This is a genomic window from Roseovarius sp. A-2, assembly GCF_002072155.1.
GTDB lineage: Bacteria > Pseudomonadota > Alphaproteobacteria > Rhodobacterales > Rhodobacteraceae > Roseovarius.
This window is the reverse complement of the sequence record NZ_BDIY01000002.1, coordinates 334,660-353,348: the sequence shown is the minus strand read 5'-3', so window position 1 is coordinate 353,348 and position 18,689 is coordinate 334,660. Positions and strand designations below refer to the sequence as shown.

Annotated in this window: 20 protein-coding genes; 11 read left to right on the top strand and 9 right to left on the bottom strand. The window is 64.6% G+C overall.

The features are described 5' to 3' along the window. Positions 1–104: 104 nt before the first annotated feature. The 4 genes from BHD06_RS05055 to BHD06_RS05040 all read left to right on the top strand — a co-directional run bounded on the left by BHD06_RS05055 (position 105) and on the right by BHD06_RS05040 (position 6,011). Positions 105–797 carry a response regulator transcription factor gene (locus BHD06_RS05055; RefSeq protein WP_080455893.1) on the top strand — a complete coding sequence of 231 codons (693 nt, stop codon included), beginning with the start codon at positions 105–107 and terminating at the stop codon, positions 795–797. 40 nt (positions 798–837) lie between these two features. Further along, positions 838–2,034 carry an FIST N-terminal domain-containing protein gene (locus tag BHD06_RS05050; protein WP_080455892.1) on the top strand — a complete coding sequence of 399 codons (1,197 nt, stop codon included), beginning with the start codon at positions 838–840 and terminating at the stop codon, positions 2,032–2,034. Further along, positions 2,031–4,232, top strand: a complete 2,202-nt coding sequence (locus BHD06_RS05045) for a PAS-domain containing protein (RefSeq protein ID WP_080455891.1) — start codon at positions 2,031–2,033, stop codon at positions 4,230–4,232. Before BHD06_RS05050 ends, BHD06_RS05045 begins: the two co-directional genes overlap by 4 nt. Positions 4,233–4,469: 237 nt before the next feature. Next, positions 4,470–6,011 (top strand): trimethylamine methyltransferase family protein, encoded by a 1,542-nt coding sequence (locus tag BHD06_RS05040; protein ID WP_176214280.1) that lies wholly within the window; start codon positions 4,470–4,472, stop codon positions 6,009–6,011. 182 nt (positions 6,012–6,193) lie between these two features. Here BHD06_RS05040 and ychF read toward each other — a convergent pair whose 3' ends face one another. Continuing rightward, the gene (ychF, locus tag BHD06_RS05035; RefSeq protein ID WP_080455889.1) at positions 6,194–7,291 is read right to left on the bottom strand and encodes a redox-regulated ATPase YchF; all 1,098 of its coding nucleotides are present in this window, start codon (positions 7,289–7,291) and stop codon (positions 6,194–6,196) included. Between the two features lie 127 nt (positions 7,292–7,418). Here ychF and trpA point away from each other — a divergent pair, with 127 nt between their 5' ends. The 4 genes from trpA (at position 7,419) to BHD06_RS05015 (ending at position 10,339) form a co-directional block, all read left to right on the top strand. Continuing rightward, the gene (gene trpA / locus BHD06_RS05030) at positions 7,419–8,210 is read left to right on the top strand and encodes a tryptophan synthase subunit alpha (RefSeq protein WP_080455888.1); all 792 of its coding nucleotides are present in this window, start codon (positions 7,419–7,421) and stop codon (positions 8,208–8,210) included. 150 nt (positions 8,211–8,360) lie between these two features. After that, on the top strand, positions 8,361–9,524 hold the full coding sequence (locus tag BHD06_RS05025; protein ID WP_080455887.1) for a serine hydrolase: 1,164 nt from the start codon (positions 8,361–8,363) through the stop codon (positions 9,522–9,524). Between the two features lie 103 nt (positions 9,525–9,627). Next, entirely contained in the window at positions 9,628–9,948 is a 321-nt protein-coding gene (locus tag BHD06_RS05020) for an antibiotic biosynthesis monooxygenase (RefSeq protein WP_080455886.1), read from the top strand. Between the two features lie 19 nt (positions 9,949–9,967). Then, complete coding sequence (locus BHD06_RS05015) at positions 9,968–10,339, top strand: DUF2237 family protein (RefSeq protein WP_080455885.1); 372 nt, start codon at positions 9,968–9,970, stop codon at positions 10,337–10,339. Between the two features lie 76 nt (positions 10,340–10,415). Here BHD06_RS05015 and BHD06_RS05010 read toward each other — a convergent pair whose 3' ends face one another. From BHD06_RS05010 to pth, 3 genes are all read right to left on the bottom strand, one after another. After that, positions 10,416–11,063 (bottom strand): 50S ribosomal protein L25/general stress protein Ctc, encoded by a 648-nt coding sequence (locus BHD06_RS05010; protein WP_080455884.1) that lies wholly within the window; start codon positions 11,061–11,063, stop codon positions 10,416–10,418. 160 nt (positions 11,064–11,223) lie between these two features. Continuing rightward, entirely contained in the window at positions 11,224–12,387 is a 1,164-nt protein-coding gene (locus tag BHD06_RS05005) for an alpha-hydroxy acid oxidase (RefSeq protein ID WP_080455883.1), read from the bottom strand. Between the two features lie 196 nt (positions 12,388–12,583). Then, on the bottom strand, positions 12,584–13,270 hold the full coding sequence (gene pth / locus BHD06_RS05000) for an aminoacyl-tRNA hydrolase (RefSeq protein ID WP_080455882.1): 687 nt from the start codon (positions 13,268–13,270) through the stop codon (positions 12,584–12,586). A 75-nt stretch (positions 13,271–13,345) separates the two neighbouring features. Here pth and BHD06_RS04995 point away from each other — a divergent pair, with 75 nt between their 5' ends. Beyond that, entirely contained in the window at positions 13,346–14,026 is a 681-nt protein-coding gene (locus BHD06_RS04995) for an FkbM family methyltransferase (protein ID WP_080455881.1), read from the top strand. A 23-nt stretch (positions 14,027–14,049) separates the two neighbouring features. Here the strand turns inward: BHD06_RS04995 and trpB are convergent, their stop codons facing one another. The 5 genes from trpB to ihfB all read right to left on the bottom strand — a co-directional run bounded on the left by trpB (position 14,050) and on the right by ihfB (position 16,993). Then, on the bottom strand, positions 14,050–15,282 hold the full coding sequence (gene trpB / locus BHD06_RS04990; protein ID WP_080455880.1) for a tryptophan synthase subunit beta: 1,233 nt from the start codon (positions 15,280–15,282) through the stop codon (positions 14,050–14,052). A gap of 81 nt (positions 15,283–15,363) precedes the next feature. Next, positions 15,364–15,675, bottom strand: coding sequence for an N-(5'-phosphoribosyl)anthranilate isomerase (locus tag BHD06_RS04985; RefSeq protein ID WP_254892315.1), 312 nt, complete (start codon positions 15,673–15,675; stop codon positions 15,364–15,366). A gap of 15 nt (positions 15,676–15,690) precedes the next feature. Next, positions 15,691–16,347, bottom strand: coding sequence for a phosphoribosylanthranilate isomerase (locus tag BHD06_RS04980; protein WP_080455879.1), 657 nt, complete (start codon positions 16,345–16,347; stop codon positions 15,691–15,693). A gap of 10 nt (positions 16,348–16,357) precedes the next feature. Next, positions 16,358–16,708: a lipopolysaccharide assembly protein LapA domain-containing protein gene (locus BHD06_RS04975; RefSeq protein ID WP_080455878.1), complete on the bottom strand. Its 351-nt coding sequence runs from the start codon at positions 16,706–16,708 to the stop codon at positions 16,358–16,360. A 3-nt stretch (positions 16,709–16,711) separates the two neighbouring features. Next, positions 16,712–16,993 carry an integration host factor subunit beta gene (gene ihfB / locus BHD06_RS04970; RefSeq protein ID WP_080455877.1) on the bottom strand — a complete coding sequence of 94 codons (282 nt, stop codon included), beginning with the start codon at positions 16,991–16,993 and terminating at the stop codon, positions 16,712–16,714. Positions 16,994–17,299: 306 nt separating this feature from the next. Here ihfB and BHD06_RS04965 point away from each other — a divergent pair, with 306 nt between their 5' ends. Then, entirely contained in the window at positions 17,300–18,241 is a 942-nt protein-coding gene (locus tag BHD06_RS04965; RefSeq protein WP_080455876.1) for a nucleoside hydrolase, read from the top strand. Then, positions 18,238–18,684: a GNAT family N-acetyltransferase gene (locus BHD06_RS04960; protein WP_080455875.1), complete on the top strand. Its 447-nt coding sequence runs from the start codon at positions 18,238–18,240 to the stop codon at positions 18,682–18,684. Before BHD06_RS04965 ends, BHD06_RS04960 begins: the two co-directional genes overlap by 4 nt. Positions 18,685–18,689: the final 5 nt, after the last annotated feature.

Here is an 18,689-nt window from a genome sequence, read left to right as displayed (position 1 = left end):
GATCCGCGCCGCGACCTCGCAGCCTTGCACGACGAAAGGCCAGTAGGCGCAGCCGGACGCATTTGCTAAGCTCGACACCGGAGACATCAGGGAGGCGGTGTAGAATGTCCGGAACCGAGCAAAACGGCTGCAACTTTTCCTCCGTGCTCATCGTTGACGATCATCCGCTGTTTTGCGATGCGCTCGCCATGACGCTGCGGGCGGTCGCGCATATCGGCGAGATCACCACCGCCGCCCGGCTCGACCGGGCGCTTGCCCTGCTCGGCCAGGGTCACGACCCCGATATCGTGGTGCTCGACCTCAACCTGCCGGATGTCGACGGGCTAGACGGGTTGGTGCGCCTGATGGCCGCGACACGCGCGCCGGTGATCGTGATTTCCTCGATGACCGACAGCCGTCTGGTGGCGCAGGTGATCGGCGCGGGCGCTGCGGGCTACGTGCCCAAACACAGCCAGCGCGAGGTGTTCCGCGCCGCCTTCGACGCGCTGCGCCGGGGCGAGCGGTTCCTGCCCGAGGGGCACGCCCCGCAGGAGGACGGCATCGCCGCCGACACCGCCGATGCCCTGCAACGGCTCGCCATGCTGACCACCCAGCAGAGCCGCATCCTGCAACTGGTCTGCAAGGGCAAGTTAAACAAACAGATCGCCTATGACCTCTCGATCGCCGAAACCACGGTCAAGGCGCATGTCACCGCAATCATGCGCAAGCTCGGCGTGCAGAACCGCACGCAGGCGGTGCTTCTGGCCAGGCAGATCAGCTTTGCGAGCGTCTTGCACGCCGAGGGAGAAAGAGCATAGGCTCACGCCGTATCGCTTATCCCGGGAGGAGGGTCGCGCGATGGATCAGGTGGCCATTGAGAGCAACGACCGGATCTGGCACCAGGGCATCGTGCGCACCGCTTTCGCGGCGGCCGCAGACGCGGCCCCGCTCGCGCGGCTTCACGCGGCGCTTGGGGGCGATGCGCGCGGCTTTGAGCTGATCATCCTCTTCGTGACCCCCGAGGCCGAGGCCGCGCCCCTCATCGCCGAGGCAAAGCGCGTCTTCGCGCCCGCCCGGGTCATCGGCTGCACCACCGCCGGAGAGCTGACCGACACCGGCTATCGCGAGGGCGGGATCGTCGCCATCGCCCTGCCCCGCTCGCATTTCCGCGCCGAAACGCTGCTGGTGCCCGACCTGTCGCATCTCGACGCGCAGGCACTGATTGACCGAATGATCCAGAACCGCAGCGCGATGGCCCAAGACGCGCCGGGATGGGAGCATGAATTCACCTTCCTGATGATCGACGGGCTGTCCACGCGCGAGGACGCGCTGACCGCCGAACTCGCCGTCGGGCTGGGGCCTGTGCCGCTCTTTGGCGGCTCTGCGGGCGACGGCACGCGCTTTGCCCGCACCCGGATCCTGCATGACGGGCGCGCCCATGACCATGCCGCGATCCTGACCCAGGTGCGCAGCCGCTGCCCGGTCCGGGTGTTCAAATCCGATCACCTCGTGCCCACCGAAAAACGCATGGTCGTCACCGGAGCCGACCCCGCGCGCCGCATCGTCCACGAGATAAACGCCGAACCGGCGGCGCGCGAATATGCCCGCATCCTCGGCAAGGACCCCGAGCAATTGACCCCGTTCACCTTCGCCGCCCATCCGCTCGTGGTGCAGATCGGCGGGCAGCACCACGTGCGCGCGATCCGGCAAGTGGCCGGGAACGGCGATCTGGTGTTCTTCTCGGCGATCGACGAGGGGCTCGTGCTGACCCTGGCCGAGCCGCGCCCGATGGTGGCGCATCTGCGCGAAGAGATGGCCACGCTCGCGGCCCCCGGGCCGCCCGACATCATCCTGGGCTGCGATTGCATCCTGCGACGGCTCGAGGCGCAGGAAAAGCAGGTGACCGGCGCGCTGTCACGGCTCCTGTCGGCCAATCGTGTGATCGGCTTTTCGACCTATGGCGAACAGCTCAACTCGATGCATGTCAACCACACGCTGACCGGCGTCGCGATCTACCCGCCCGACCCCGAGGCCCCGCAAGAGGCCGCGCCATGATCGGCTCGCTGCTCGACCCGCGCGATCCGCCGGAACGCCAGATCGAAAAACTGCTCAAGATCGCCGCCGCGCTGATGCGGCGGGTCGAGGACTCGACCAATGCCTCGGGCGCCGCCTATGCCCAGTTCCAACGCGCCGCGATGCTCGAACAGGAGGTGCAGGCCCGGACCCGCGATCTCGAACGCGCGCTCGACCTGCTGAACGACTCGAACGCCCGCCTCTCGCAGGCGCATGCCGAGACCGAGGCCGCGCGCTCGAACCTCGCCAATGCGATCGAGACGGTGCAGGAAGGCTTTGCGCTCTTCGATCCGGCGGGCGCGCTGGTGATGTGCAATTCGCGCTTCGGCATGCACATGCCCGACATCCGCGAGCGGCTAAAACCCGGTCTGAGCTTTACCGATTATGTCCATCTGGTCAGCCGCTCGCGCCATCTCGCGCTGACCGAGACGCTCTCACCCGCGCAATGGGCCGCCCGACGGATGCAGCGCCATGCCGACGATCACGTGATCTTTAACGTGGGCATGACGCAGAACCGTTGGGTGCAGGTCTCCGAGCATCGCACCGGCGATGGCGGCACCGTCGTGCTGCAAACCGACATCACCGATATCATGCGGCTGGAGCGGCAGGCCCGCGACCGGCTGCTCGACGATCAGGCCCGGCTGATCCGCGCCACGCTCGAACACCTCAATCAGGGGCTATGCATCTTCGACAGCGCCGGTCGGCTGGTGGGCTGGAACAGCCTGGCCAGCGAATTGCTGGCCGTCCCGGCGCACCGGTTCCGAACGGGCGCGGAGTTTGAGACCCTGTTCGGGCGGCTGCGCGAGGATGCCCTGCGCGATCCCACCCTCGGCGCGCGAGACATCGCAACCTGGGTCGCCCGCAACGGCACCCGCCCGCCGCTTTCCTTCGAGATCCGGCGCGGGCGCGACCGGATCCTGTCGCTCTTCGGTCAGGACATGCCCGATCATGGCTTCGTGATCTCGCTCACCGATGTCACCGCCGAACGCCGCGCGGTGCAGGCGATCTATGAGGCCAACGCAACCCTGGAAGCGCGCGTCGCCGAGCGCACCCGCGCACTCGAAGCCGCCCTGCAGGAGGCCGAGCGCGCCAATGCCGGCAAGTCCCGCTTCGTCGCCGCCGCCAGCCACGACCTGCTGCAACCCCTGTCGGCGGCAAAGCTCTACATGGCGGCGCTGCAAGGCGCAGTGCCGGATGCCGCCGCCCAAACCATCCTCGAAAAGGCGCAGAACGCCCTTGGCAGCGTCGAGCACATCCTCGAGGCGCTGCTCGACATCTCCAAGCTCGATTCCGGCAACGCGGCCGTGCATGTCGCCCCGGTCCCGCTCGGGCTTATCCTGGCGCAACTGCACGACGAATTGGGCCCCGTAGCCGCGCAAAAGGGGCTCGATCTGCGGGTCGTCGGCACCTCGGCCATCGTGTGCAGCGACATGACCTATCTGCGCCGCATCGTGCAGAACTTGTTGTCGAACGCGATCCGCTACACCGGGTCGGGCCGGGTGCTGATCGGTCTCCGCCGACAGGCGCGCAAGGTCCGGCTCGAGATCCGCGACACCGGGCCGGGCATCCCGGCCGACAAGCAGGATGTGATCTTTCGCGAATTCCACCGCCTCGACGCTGACGCCAGCGCCGCCGAGGGGATGGGCCTCGGCCTCGCCATCGTCGAACGCGCCTGTTCGTTGCTGATGCACCCGCTGCGGCTCTGGTCCGAGCCCGGTCTCGGCACCTGTTTTTCGGTCGAATTGCCGCTTGTTGCGCAAAGCGATCTCAAGGCCCCCGCCCCCGAGCCACCGGGTACCGCGCCGCAAGCCGACCTCGGCGCGATCATCGCGCTGCTGATCGAGAACGACGCGCCGCTACGCAACGCGATCACCGTCACGCTGGAGACATGGGGTGTGCATGTGCTCGACTGCGCCAGCGGGGCCGAGGCGATTGCGCTGTTGCAGGAGATCGGCGTCGCGCCGGATGCGATCATCGCCGATTACCAGCTCGACAATGGCAGCCTCGGCACCGACGCGGTGCGCGACCTGCGCGCGATCCACGGCCCGATCCCGGCCTGTATCGTCAGCGCCGACCGCTCGCGCGAGTTGCGCGAGCATTGCGCGTCGGCCGGTCTCGACGTGCTGCACAAGCCGCTAGATCCCAACGAGTTGCGCGCCTTCCTGCGCCAATGCGCCTGATCCCCTGATCCGGTTTCGGGGGAAGGGTCCGTTTGCGACACGCGTCGGAAACAGGACAGACAGGCCAACGGGAATCACATTTTCTGAAGCGACCTTGGAGGACGGCCCATGCATCCACGCAGTAAGATCGCGCTGATCACTCGCACGATTGGGGCGGTGCGTGGCCTTGCGGCACGCGGGCGACCGGGCCGGGGCTGACCCCGCCCCCTTTCCCGATCTCTTTCAAAGGTGTCCGACATGACAACCCAGACCAAGACGCGCCGCGCCGGTGGGCGCGAGGCCCGCCGCACGGCCCGTGCCAACCCGCTCGCCGACACCCTGCGCCCGATCCGCGCCGGACTTGAGGGCGGCACCTACCGCCCGCTCTCTGACACGCAGATGCAGCGCATTCACGCTTCCGTGCTCGACGCGCTCGAACAGATCGGCCTGGCCGATGCGCCCCCCTCGGGCGTGGCCTACCTGACCGGTGCCGGTGCCATCGAGGGCGCGGACGGGCGCATCCGCTTTCCCCGCGCCCTGATCGAGGACACGATCGCCCGCGCCAACCGCAGCCTCACCCTGCACGGCCGCGAGGCGCGGCATGATCTCGACCTCTCGGGCCACCGCGTACATTACGGCACCGCCGGTGCCGCCGTGCATCTGGTCGAGCCCCATGGCCGCACCTACCGCGAGAGCACCCTGCAGGATCTGCACGATGCCGCCCGCATCGTCGACCAACTCGACAATATCCACTTCCTGCAACGCCCGATGGTCTGCCGCGACATCCCAGACAACCGCGAGATGGACCTCAACACGCTCTATGGCTGCTGCGCGGGCACCACGAAACATGTCGGCGTGTCCTTTACAGAGCCGGGCTTCGTGCGCGACGCGATGGAGATGCTGCACCTGATCGCGGGCGGCGAGGATAAATGGCGCGACCGCCCCTTCGTCAGCAACTCCAACTGCTTCGTTGTCCCGCCGATGAAATTCGCCACCGAATCCTGCCTCGTGATGGAGGAATGTATTCGCGGCGGCATGCCGGTCCTGCTTCTATCGGCGGGCCAGGCCGGGGCCACCGCCCCCGCCCCCATCGCCGGGGCCATCGTGCAGGCCATGGCCGAATGCCTCGCGGGGCTCGTCTATGTGAACGCGATCCAGCCGGGGCATCCGGCGATCTTCGGCACATGGCCCTTCGTAAGCGACCTGCGCACCGGCGCGATGTCGGGCGGGTCGGGCGAACAGGCGCTGCTGTCTGCGGGCTGCGCACAGATGCACAAATTCTACGGCCTGCCCGGCGGGGCGGCTGCGGGCATCGCCGATGCCAAGCTGCCCGACATGCAGGCCGGATGGGAACAGGCGATGTCAAATGTCATGGCCGGCCTCTCGGGCCTCAACATGGTCTACGAGGCGGCGGGCATGCATGCCTCGCTGCTCGGTTTCTGCCTCGAATCGCTCATTCTCGGCGATGACCTGATCGGCCAGGCCCTGCGTTGCACGCGCGGCATCGAGGTGGACGAGGACACACTCAGCCTCGATGTGATCCGCAACGCCTGCATTGGCGGCCCGGGGCACTATCTTGGGGCGGCGCAAACCCTTGAAAGGATGCAGACCGATTACGTCTATCCCAGCCTCGCCAACCGCTTCTCGCCCAAGGAATGGGACGAACTGGGCAAGCCCGACCTGATCGAGAAAGCCACCGAGAAAAAGATGAAGATCCTCTCGGAACGCTCGGCAGCCCGGTTCGACCCGGTGACGGATAGTGCGATCCGAGAGCGGTTCCGGATCCATCTCCCGGCGTGAGGCATGGCACCCCGCGCGAAACGCACCAAAGGTGCCGCGTGATCGTCATGCCAGAGGCAGGCCTCTGGCATGACACCGTCCCGCGGCCTGGCGATCACGCGGCACCTTCGGGAGGTATGCAAGCTCCGCTTCAGGCCCGCTCACCCCACCGACGTGATACAGACCGCCGAAATTCGCCCCGCTCAGGTGTTAAAGAGGAAGTGCAGAACGTCGCCATCCTTGACGACATAGGCCTTGCCCTCGGCCCGCATCTTGCCCGCATCCTTGGCCTTCTGCTCGCCGCCAAGGGTGACGAAATCCTCGTAAGCGATTGTTTCGGCGCGGATAAATCCCTTCTCGAAATCGCCGTGAATGACCCCCGCCGCCTTGGGCGCCGGCGTGCCGGTGGGAATGGTCCAGGCCCGCGCTTCCTTGGGGCCGACGGTAAAGTACGTCTCCAGGTGCAACAGCTCGTATCCGGCCCGGATCAGCCGGTCTAGACCGGCCTCTTTCAACCCCATTTCCTCAAGAAAAACAAAAGCTTCATCCGGTTCAAGCTGGCTGATCTCTTCCTCGATCTGGGCAGAAATCACAACGCTGCCCGCCCCCTGCGCGGCGGCCATCTCCGCCACAGCTTGACTATGGGCGTTGCCCTCGGCGGCATTGCTTTCCTCGACATTGCAGACATAGAGCACCGGCTTGGATGTCAGCAATTGCAGCATCTTCCACGCCTTGAGATCCTCGTCGTCGATCTCGACGGTCCGCGCGGGCTTGCCCTCTTCCAGCACCGCCTGCGCAAGCGCAAGAAGCCGGTCCGCCTGCACCGCGTCCTTGTCGCCGCCCTTCAGCTTGCGCACCAGTCCGGCCCGCCTTTTCTCAATAGAATCGAGATCCGCCAGCATCAGCTCCGTCTCGATCACCTCGGCATCCGCTACCGGATCGACGCGGCCCTCGACATGGGTCACGTCACCATCCTCAAAGCAGCGCAGCACATGGGCGATGGCATCGACCTCGCGGATATTGGCCAGAAACTGGTTGCCCAGCCCCTCGCCCCTGGAGGCCCCTTTGACCAGCCCCGCGATATCGACAAAGGTCATTCGCGTCGGGATGGTCTGCTTCGATCCGGCAATCGCCGCCAGCTTGTCGAGCCGCGCATCCGGCACCGCTACCTCGCCGACATTCGGCTCGATCGTGCAGAACGGAAAATTTGCCGCCTGCGCCGCAGCAGTCCGGGTGAGCGCGTTGAAGAGCGTGGATTTTCCGACATTGGGCAGGCCCACGATTCCCATCTTAAAACCCATGACAGCCCCTTTCCTGCGGTGAATTGCGCGCATCTACGGGTTTACGCGGGGCAAGGTCAAGCCGGGCATTGATTTCCCCCCCGCTTTGCGCCAAACCCGCACGGACCCATTCGAAGGACAGGCCCGCATGACACGTATCGACGCGAAATTCGCAGAGCTGAAAGCCGCCGGTAAAAAGGCGTTCGTCTCCTACATCATGGCGGGCGATCCGGATTACAAACGCTCGCTCGAGGTGATGAAGGGGCTGCCGGAGGCGGGTGTCGATATCATCGAACTGGGCGTGCCCTTCACCGATCCGATGGCCGACGGGCCGACCATTCAGCTGGCCGGTCAGCGCGCGCTTGCAGGCGGCATGACGCTGGAGAAAACGCTGCACATGGCGCGCGAGTTCCGCGAGGCGGACGACACGACACCGATCGTGCTGATGGGCTATTACAATCCGATCTACAATCGCGGGGTGGAGCGGTTCCTGACCGATGCCAAAACCGCCGGTATCGACGGCCTGATCGTAGTCGACCTGCCCCCCGAGGAAGACGACGAGCTGTGCATTCCGGCATCACGGGCCGGGCTCAACTTCATCCGCCTCGCCACCCCCACCACCGATGACAGGCGCCTGCCCAAGGTGCTCGAGAACACCTCCGGTTTTGTCTATTACGTCTCGATCACCGGGATCACCGGGGCGGCGGCAGCAGAGGCGGCGGATGTCGGCCCCGAGGTGACCCGCATCAAGGCGCAAACCGATCTGCCGGTGATCGTCGGCTTCGGCATCCGCAGCCCCGAAACCGCACAAACGATTGCCAGCGTTGCCGACGGCTGTGTCGTGGGCTCTGCCATTGTCGGCGAAATCGCCAAGGGCGCGCCGGTCTCGGGCGTGCTCGATTTCGTGCGCGGTCTGGCAGAGGGTGCGCACCGGGCGTGACGTAACCTGATGCGGACCGTGCCGGTTTCAGAGATGAGCCGCGCATATGTCCTGAGGACGAGCGGCGTCAACCGATCAACCTAGCCGCTGCATCAGACTTGATTTCCGTTCTCTGATCGGCTCTGTTTTCATCCAAAGGAGGCCCCCGTCATGCGCGCATTCGTGAAATGGGCGATCCGGATCTTGCTCGCGCTGGTCGTCGCGATGGCGGTCGTGGGCCTGTGGAAACGCGAGGCGATCACGCGGTTATGGGCGGTCAACACGCTCTTTGACGCGGACCGGATCGTCGCGAATTTCTCTAACATGAACCGCGCCTTTCTGACCCTGCCGGTGCCGCGCGGCGACTTGCCGGTCTCGCCCTTGCCCGAGGGCCCCCAGATGACCCTGCCTGAGGACGTCGAGACATGGATCAGTGAACGCAGCGTCACCTCGCTTCTGGTGCTCCATAAAGGTCGCATCGTGCATGAACGCTACTTTCAGGGCACCAAGGCGCAGGACCGGCGGATCAGTTGGTCGGTCGCCAAGAGCTTTCTGTCGACGCTCATCGGCATTGCGCTGGCCGAGGGGCAGATCGGGTCGCTTGAAGATCCGGTGACCCGCTACGCCCAGCAATTGCAGGGTAGCGCCTATGACGGCACCACCGTTCGCCAGCTTTTGCAGATGACCAGCGGGTTGGAGTTCGACGAAGATTACCTGGATTACGATTCCGACATCAATCGCATGGGCCGGGTACTGGCGCTCGGCGGTACGATGGACGGGTTCGCCGCCGATCTGACGGCCCGCGCAGCCCCGCCCGGCACCCGCTGGAAATACATCTCGATCGACACCCATGCTCTCGCCATGGTGCTGCGCGGGGCGACCGGTCGCGACTTGCCCGCGCTTCTGTCGGAGCACATCATCCAGCCTATGGGCTTCGAGGCGGAGCCCTATTACCTCAGCGATGGCGAGGGGGTGGCCTTTAGCCTTGGCGGGCTGAACGTGACCACGCGCGACTATGCCCGCTTCGGCCTGATGGTGGAACAGATGGGCCGCTACCGGGGACAACAGATAGTGCCAGAGGACTGGATCAAAGCCTCGACCACCCCGAGCGCGCCCACGCCAGAGGGCGCGTTGCAATATGGCTATCAATGGTGGATGCCGGAGGATGCGCAGGCGGGCGAGGTCTTCGGCCATGGCATCTACGGGCAATACATCTATATCGACCGGGCACGCGACGCGGTGATCGTGGTCACCTCCGCCGACCGCGGCTTTCGCGAACCGGGCGTCAAGACCGGCAACATCGCCATGCTGCGCCGCATCGCCGCCGCGCTCTGACCGGCTTGCCGCGCGTGCCCATGGCGCTATAGTGCCCTTGCAAGCGATTGGGCCCAAAGGACCAAAGCCAGCCTTTCACGCAGACAGGACAGAAGGGCACGACATGACATTCATCGCGATGAACCGCTTTCAGGTAAAACCCGGCCACGAGGCCGAGTTTGAGCGCATGTGGGCCGAGCGCGAGAGCCATCTCGACGAGGTTCCGGGCTTTCGCGAGTTTCGCCTGCTCAAGGGGCCAGAGAGCGAGGGGCACAGGCTCTATTCCAGCCACGTCATCTGGGAGAGCCGCGACGCCTTCGACGCATGGACCAGATCCGAGGCATTCCGTGCGGCGCATAAGGACGCAGGCAACCGGACGACGCGCGATGCACTGATGGGACCGCCACAGTTCGAGGGCTTCGAGACGGTACTCAAGGAACACTGACAGACAGGAAGGGCGCGCAATGGAGATGGAGAAATCGGTCAATGTGCTGGGCGGGACGCTCGCACAATGTTCTGCCGACCCGGTCACGGGTTTTTTTCGCGACGGGCATTGCAACACCTGCACGCAGGATCACGGCAGCCACACGGTCTGCGCGCTGATGACCGCCGAATTCCTCGCCTATTCGAAATATGTCGGCAACGACCTGAGCACGCCGCGCCCCGAATTCGGCTTTGCCGGGCTCAAGCCCGGCGATCAGTGGTGCCTGTGCGCAGCACGCTTCCTGCAGGCCCATGACGAGGGTTGCGCGCCACAGGTGCGGCTCGAAGCGACGCATCAGCGCGCGCTCGATCTCGTGCCGCTGAAGGTCTTGAAACAGCACGCGCCGGCCTGATCTGCGTGGCCATGAAAAAACGCGGCCCCGTTTCCGGCGGCCGCGTTTCCGTGTTCTCGAAAAGGTGAGCCAGAGGTCACGCCTCTTCGGTGGCCTCTTCGCCGGTCTCTTCGACCTGATCCTCTTCCTCATCATCCTCCTGGCTGCGCAGCGCAGAGGGCGCGGAGATGTTGCAGATCACAAAGTCGCGGTCGATCGTCGGCTTGGCACCGGCCGGCAGGTCGACCATGGAAATGGTCAGCGTGTCACCGATATTTTCCATCTTTGTCAGGTCCACGGTGATCTTCTCGGGGATGTCCCCTGCTGTCACCACAAGCTCGACCTCGGGGCGTACGATGGTCAACACGCCGCCCTTGCGCAGCGCCTTGCACTCTTCCTCGCCCTCGAATTCGACATGGATGAAGAGATTGATCTTGGTGGTCCGGCGCAGGCGCATGAAATCGACATGCGTCGGCAGGTCCTTGACGATATCGCGCTGCACGTCGCGGCAGATCACGCGCACATCCTCCTGGCCCTCAACCTTGAGGTTGAAGAGCGTGGACTTGAACCGTCCCGCCTTCAGGCGCTTGATCAGCGCATTATAGGGCAGTTGGATGGGCAGCGGCTCTTTGTCGCCACCAAATACGATACCCGGAACCAGATGCGCACGGCGCACCGCACGAGCGGCGCCCTTGCCCGTCCCCGTGCGTTCCTGGGCGTGAAGATCAGGAATTTCTCCAGCCATTTTGAATTCTCCATAGGTTAGAGCGGGGCTCCTCCAAGGCTGTAGCCCCGCGTGAAATTGCGCCTATAGAGCACGCTGGCTTGCTTGAAAAGGGTCAAACGGCAAGGTCTGCGGCTTCTTCTCGCAAAATACTCAAATTCCGCCGCTTGCCACGAGGGTATCACTCCCACTCGCCTGAAAATCCCTTCGGCACCATTAGAATATCGCGGTCGAGTTCATTCACATCGCGCCGCCCGCAGAGGCCCATGGTGGTGTCCAACTCCTTTTGGATCACCTCCAGCGTCTTGGTGACGCCCGCCTCGCCCATGGCACCCAACCCGTAGACGAAGGCACGCCCGATATAGGTGCCTTTCGCGCCGAGGCTGAGCGCCTTGAGCACGTCCTGACCCGAGCGGATGCCGCTGTCGAGATGCACCTCGATCTTGTCGCCCACGGCATCCATGATCGCGGGCAGGGCGCGAATGGCCGAGAGGGCACCGTCAAGCTGCCGCCCGCCGTGGTTCGAAACGATGATCGCATCCGCACCCACGTTCAGCGCCTCGAGCGCGTCGCGCGGGTCCATGATGCCCTTGATGATGAGCGGGCCATCCCACATCTTGCGAAACACCCGGATCCGGTCCCAGTCGAGCGCCTGATCGAACGCCTCCGCCGTCCATGTGGTGAGCGAAGAGGGATCCGAGACACCCTTGGCGTGCCCCACGATATTGCCGAAGCTGCGCCGCCGGGTGCCCAGCATTCCCAGCCCCCACTGGACCTTGGTCATCATATTCGCCACGCTGGCGGGCGTCAGCTTGGGCGGGGCCGAAAGGCCGTTCTTGAGGTCCTTATGCCGCTGACCCAACATTTGCAAATCGACCGTGATCATTGCCGCCGAGCACTTGGCGTCGCGCGCGCGGTCGAACAGCCGCTGCATGAAATCGTCGTCCTTGAGGGTGTAGACCTGAAACCAGAACGGCTTTTCGGTGTTCTCTGCCACATCCTCGATGGAACAAATCGACATGGTCGAGAGGGTGAAGGGCACGCCGAATTTTTCGGCGGCGCGCGCCGCCTTGATCTCGCCATCGGCATGTTGCATGCCGGTGAGGCCCACGGGGGCGAGCCCCACCGGCATCGCCACGTCCTGCCCGATCATCTTTGTCGACAGGTTGCGCCCGGTCATGTCGATGGCGACGCGCTGTTTCAGGTAGATCCGGTCGAAATCGGTGGTGTTATCGCGAAAGGTCTGCTCGGTCCAACTGCCCGACTCCGCATAATCGTAGAACATCTTGGGCACGCGGCGGCGGTAGATCCGCTTGAGATCGTCGATATTGGTGATGACGGGCATGGGGGCACTCCGGAAATTGGTAAAACTGTTTTACCAACCCCGGAGCAGGCGCGCAATCACCGACTATGTCGCAAGGTTGGGGGCCTAATGTGTTGTAAAGCGCCCGTTTTCTCGGATTACAAATCCGCCGTTCCAAAACGGCTCAAGAGGCAAGAGGCACTTCACCCGCCGCAAAAGTGCCGCCCGCCCCCGCCACCTAGCGAAACCGGTCCACAAGCTTTTGCAATGGGCTGCGCTCGTCTTGTTGCGTACCTTGCGTTCTTTCGGCTTCTGGCGCGGGCGCAGGCTTTGCCCTGCGCTCCGCTTTGGGCCGCGCCGGGGCCATGCGCTGCGCGACTGCGTTCTGAAACCGATCGGCCTTGCCCTGTGCCAACCACGGCGCGCCGTCGGCAATGCCGCGCATCATGTCGTCGATCCAATCCTGATCGGCCTTGGCGAAATCCTGCAAGACATAACCCGCCACCCGGTCCTTGTGCCCCGGATGCCCGATGCCAAGCCGCACGCGGGCATAGGCGTCGCCGATATGGGCGTGGATCGAGCGCAGACCGTTATGGCCCGCATGCCCGCCGCCCGTCTTGACCCGCAGCTTGCCGGGGGCGAGGTCGAGCTCGTCGTGAAACACCGTTACATCGCCCGGCATCAGCTTGTAAAAGCGCATCGCCTCGCCCACCGATTGCCCACTGAGATTCATGAAGGTCCCGGGCTTGAGAAGGATCACCTTCTCGCCCTCCAACACGCCCTCGCTGACATGGCCCTGAAACTTGGCGCGCCACGGGCCAAACCCGTGATCCTCGGCGATCCGGTCGACGGCCATGAAGCCGATATTGTGGCGGTTGCCCGCATATTTCGCCCCTGGATTTCCAAGGCCCACGAAGAGCTGCATTGCCCATTTCTCCTGCGTCACTTTAGGATGGTCTAGGGCCTTGGCCTGACGGAATCAACCAAGGGACAGGATGGCATGGCAGAGTATGAGATCGACGGGCTCACGCTTGATGTGCCCGAGAAGTTGCTCAATGACCGGATCGCGGCCAAGCTCGCCTCGGGCAAATACGAAGGGCAGGAGGCAGCGGCCGCCCGCATGCGCCTGCGCGAGGGCCAGCGGGTGCTGGAACTGGGCGCGGGGATCGGCTATATCGCAACGCTCTGCGCGCGGGTGGCGGGGGCTGAAAACGTCACCACGATCGAGGCGAACCCGGCAATGCTGCCAGTGATCCGCGCCAATCTGGACCGCAACGGGGCTGAGGCGGCGACGCTGTTGCACGGCGCGGTGACGGGCCGTGCAGGCACCGAGGCCGCCATCGCCTTTGACGGCGCGCGCAGTTTTTGGGCTGGGCATATCGCGGATGAGGACAGCGCCCCCGACCGGCTTGTCAAGGTGCCAGTGCTCGGACTCGATGCGCTGCTGGAACGGGCGCGCCCGCATCTGGTGATTATGGATATCGAAGGGGCCGAGGCGTATCTCTTTGACGCTCCCTGGCCGGATCATGTCACGTCGGTGATGATGGAACTGCACCCGGGGCGCTATCCCGACACGGTGATCCAGCGCATCGTCGATTGCATGTCCGGCTCGGGGCTGACCTATGATCCCGGCCCCTCACGCGGGCGCATCCTGTGCTTTCGCCGGGTGCGTGGCCGCTGAGGTGCCGTACCCCTACCCCTGCCTTATCCGCCGGTCTCGATGTCAAAGCCCAGATGCTTGGCCACGGTGAAGATGTCCTTGTCGCCACGCCCGCACATGTTCATCACCAGCAGGTGATCACGGGGCAGATCGGGGGCGATCTTCATCACATGGGCAAGCGCATGAGAAGGCTCCAGCGCCGGGATGATCCCCTCCATCGCACAGCTCAGTTGAAACGCCTCCAATGCCTCCTTGTCGGTGATCGAGACATACTGCGCGCGGCCCGTCTCGTGCAGCCAGCTATGTTCGGGGCCAATACCCGGGTAATCGAGACCGGCCGAGATCGAATGCCCTTCGAGGATTTGCCCGTCGCCATCCTGCAACAAATAGGTGCGGTTGCCATGCAGCACGCCGGGGCGGCCGCCGGTCAGGCTTGCACAATGCTCCATCCGGTCGTCGACGCCGTGGCCCCCGGCTTCCACCCCGATGATGTTCACCTCCTTGTCGTCAAGGAAGGGATAAAACAGCCCCATGGCGTTCGACCCGCCGCCGATGGCGGCCACGAGCGTGTCGGGAAGACGGCCCTCGGCGGCCTGCATCTGCTCGCGCGTTTCCTTGCCGATGATCGACTGAAAATCGCGCACCATCGCCGGATAGGGGTGCGGACCCGCCACCGTGCCGATGCAATAGAACGTGTCGCGCACATTGGTCACCCAGTCGCGCAGCGCGTCGTTCATCGCATCCTTAAGCGTGCCGCGCCCGGAAGTGACGGGGATCACCTCGGCCCCGAGCAGGCGCATGCGGAACACGTTGGGCGCCTGCCTCTCGACATCATGCGCCCCCATGTAGACCACGCATTGCAACCCGAACTTGGCGCAGACCGTTGCGGTCGCGACGCCGTGCTGCCCTGCCCCCGTCTCGGCGATAATCCGGCTCTTGCCCATGCGGCGGGCAAGGATGATCTGACCCAGCACGTTGTTGATCTTATGCGCGCCGGTATGGTTCAGCTCGTCGCGCTTGAGGTAGATTTTGGCCCCGCCCAGATGCTGCGTCAACCGGTCGGCATAATAGAGCGGCGAGGGTCGGCCCACGTAATGGGTCCAAAGATCATGCATCTCGTCCCAGAAGCTCTGGTCGGTCTTGGCATACTCGTACTGCTCCTCCAGTTCCAGGATAAGCGGCATGAGGGTTTCCGACACGAACCGCCCGCCGAAATCGCCGAACCGGCCTTTCTCGTCGGGGCCGGTCATGAAGGAGTTGAATAGATCGTTGGCCATGAGATACGCCCCTTGTTTGCTTCCGCATGTCCTAGTGCGAGGACAGGGCGAGGGCAAGGGAAAGGCGTTTGCAAACGCCTTTCAACGCGGTTTGGAAACCGCGTTCCAAGCCGCTTGCAAGCGGCTTGGCCAAGGGATTTGCAAATCCCTTGGCCCCTGCACCCGGCGCAGGGGCGTGGAATTGCAGAACACGACAAAGTGCCGCCCGTTCTCGATCACCTGAAAGCCGCGCCTCTCGACTTCGTGCAGGAACTTGTCGCGCCCGGCAATGCGCTCTACATCGCGAATCTGGCGTTTCACGACGCCACCGCGCCGCGCCTCGGGTGAGTCGAGGAACTGCGCGAGCCACGTCTCGGGGCTCAGGTGATCGGGCTGCCGCATCATGGCTGCCATCAGACCCGATGTTGGTTAAGCGGTGGTTAAACCGCGCGCATTATCTATGAAATCGCGGATCAGTGTCGCGTCCTTGATCCCCGGCGCGCGCTCCACACCCGAGGACACGTCAAGCTGCCGCGCGCCAGTGCACGCCACCGCCTGCGCCACGTTATCGGGCGTCAGCCCGCCCGCCAGCAGCCAGGGCAGCGGCCAGTCCCGCCCCTCGATCAACCGCCAGTCGAATGCCAGCGCATTGCCGCCCGGGCGCGTCGCCTCCGGTGGTGGCTTGGCGTCGATCAGCAGTTGATCTGCTACCCCGGCATAGACGTCGACCTTCCCAAGATCCGCCGCCTCGGCCACGCCAATAGCCTTCATCACCGGCAATCCGTAGCGCGCCTTGATCTCGGCCACCCGGGTGGGGCTCTCCTCGCCATGCAGTTGCAAGAAATCGAGCGGCACGCGATCCGTCAGCGCATCGAGCGCCGCGTTGTCGGCATTGACCGTCAGCGCCACCTTGGCCACGCCCGGCGGCACGTCGAGCGCCAGCGCGCGTGCCGCATCTGGCATCACATGGCGCGGTGATTTCTCGAAGAACACGAATCCCACATAGGCCGCACCCGCCGCAACGGCAGCGGCCACGTCGGCCGCAGTGGTCAGCCCGCAGATCTTGACGCGAATGTCTGTGCTCATGGGCGGGGGTTTAGCTCGCCTGGTCGAGAAGCGCCAGAACCTCGTCCTTGTCCTTGTGCTTCTCGCCCTTCAGCCGCTTGACCTCGGCGCGCAGACTGGCCAGTTCGCGCGCCTGCCGCGCAGCGGCGGCACGTTCGCCCGCCTCGCGGATCCATTCCCAGATGAAGCCCACGATCAGCCCCGCGAGGATGCCGCCGAAAATCACCACGAAAAGCGGCACGTCATAGGTCGGATTGAGCGCGGCAAAGCCTGCCAGTTCATCCGGCAGCACCCGAAGGGTGACCACCCCGCGATTGGCCAATGCGATGAGCACGAGGGCAAGGGCGAAGACAGCGATGGAGGCGTAGCGAATATAGCGCATGGATCAGTTTCCGTTGAGCCGGTCACGCAACAGCTTGCCGGTCTTGAAGAAGGGGACGAATTTTTCCTCAACATGCACGCTTTCGCCGGTGCGCGGATTGCGACCGACCCGGGCGTCACGCTTCTTTACCGAGAACGCGCCGAAGCCGCGCAACTCGACCCGGTTGCCACCGGCCAGCGCATCGGTGATCTCGCTGAAGATGGTGTTCACAATACGCTCCACGTCGCGCTGATAGAGGTGCGGATTTTCGTCCGCGATTTTCTGGATCAGTTCCGATCGGATCATCGGTGGTCTCCCCCGGCCATTTTTGTGAGTGCTTGGCAGTTGCGGGCGACTATAGCCAGAATGGCGCGAAACCCAAACAGAAAGCCGGGGCCAAGAGACGGAAAACTATGTAATATTTCGCCCTGGCGCGCAGAAACAGGGCGGCCTGCCCGCTCTCAGGCCGGTGCTGCGGCGCGGCATCAATGCCACGCACGCAAGGACCGGGATGATTCGCGCCCCTCGGCAGAGGCCGTTCCGGGGTACTGAAGCGGTGGACATTGCCGGGCGCAGACCGCATTGTCTGCGCACATTGAAGCGGAGCGACGCGTGGCCCCCAGACCGATCCTCATCGACACCGATCCTGGGCAGGATGATGCCGTGGCGATCCTGCTGGCACTGGCTGCGCGCGACACCCTGGACGTGTTGGGGCTGACCTGCGTGGCGGGCAATGTGCCGCTCGAGAAAACTGCCCTCAACGCCCGCAGAATCTGCGACTTGGCGGGTCGGCCCGATCTGCCGGTCTGCGCGGGCTGCGACCGGCCGATGGGCCGCGCTCTGGTCACCGCCGAACATGTGCACGGGCAAAGCGGCCTTGACGGCCCTGACCTACCCGCACCGCAGATGCCCCTGCACCCGGCGCACGCGGTGGATTTCCTCATCGACACGCTGCGCGCCTATCCGCCCGGCACGGTGACGCTGATCGCGCTCGGACCACTGACCAATCTCGCCACCGCCTTCGGCCGCGCGCCCGACATCACCGGACGTCTGCGCGAGATCGTCCTGATGGGCGGCGCGCAGGCCGCGCTCGGCAACGTCACGCCGGTGGCGGAGTTCAACATCCATGTGGACCCGACCGCCGCCGATATCGTGCTGCGCGCAGGCGTACCGGTGGTTATGGTCCCGCTCGACGTCACTCATAAGGCGCTGGTGACACCGGCGCGCAACGCCGCGCTGCGCGCGCTTGGCACGCCTGTGGGCCACGCCGTGGCCGATCTCACCGGCTTTTTCGAGCGCTACAACCCCGTACGCTATGGGGCCGAGGGTGCGCCTCTGCACGATCCATGCACCATCGCCTGGCTGTTGCGGCCCGATCTCTTTGCATCCCGCCATGTCAATGTGACGGTTGAGACGCAATCGGACCTGACGCTCGGCATGACCGTGATGGACTGGTGGGGCATCAGCGACCGCGCGCCCAATACGACCGTGCTGCACGATATCGACGCGGACGGGTTCTTCGACCTTCTGACAGAAAGGCTGGCCACGCTATGACCGCACTCACCCTGGCCCGTCCCGACGATCTCGACAGACTGGCAAACCTTGTCGCGGATTTTCACGCCGAGGCCGCCATCGCCCAGGACGAGGAAACACGGCGCGCCGCGCTGCTGCCCCTGCTTGAGGGCAGCCCGCATGGCGCGGCCTATTTGATAGGCCCGGCGCGCGCGCCGATCGGCTATGTGATCCTCAGCTTCGGCTGGTCGATGGAATTCGCCGGGATGGACGGATTCGTCGATGAAATATACATCCGCCAGGCAGTGCGCGGGCGCGGCATCGGCTCGGAGGTGCTCAGCACTCTGCCCAAGGCGTTGGCAGGAGTCGGTCTGCGCGCCTTGCATCTGGAGGTGCGGCGCGACAATCACCGGGCACGCGGATTTTACGAGAAACTTCGCTTTCGGGCACGCGAGGATTACATGCTGATGACCCGTGAGATGTAGACATT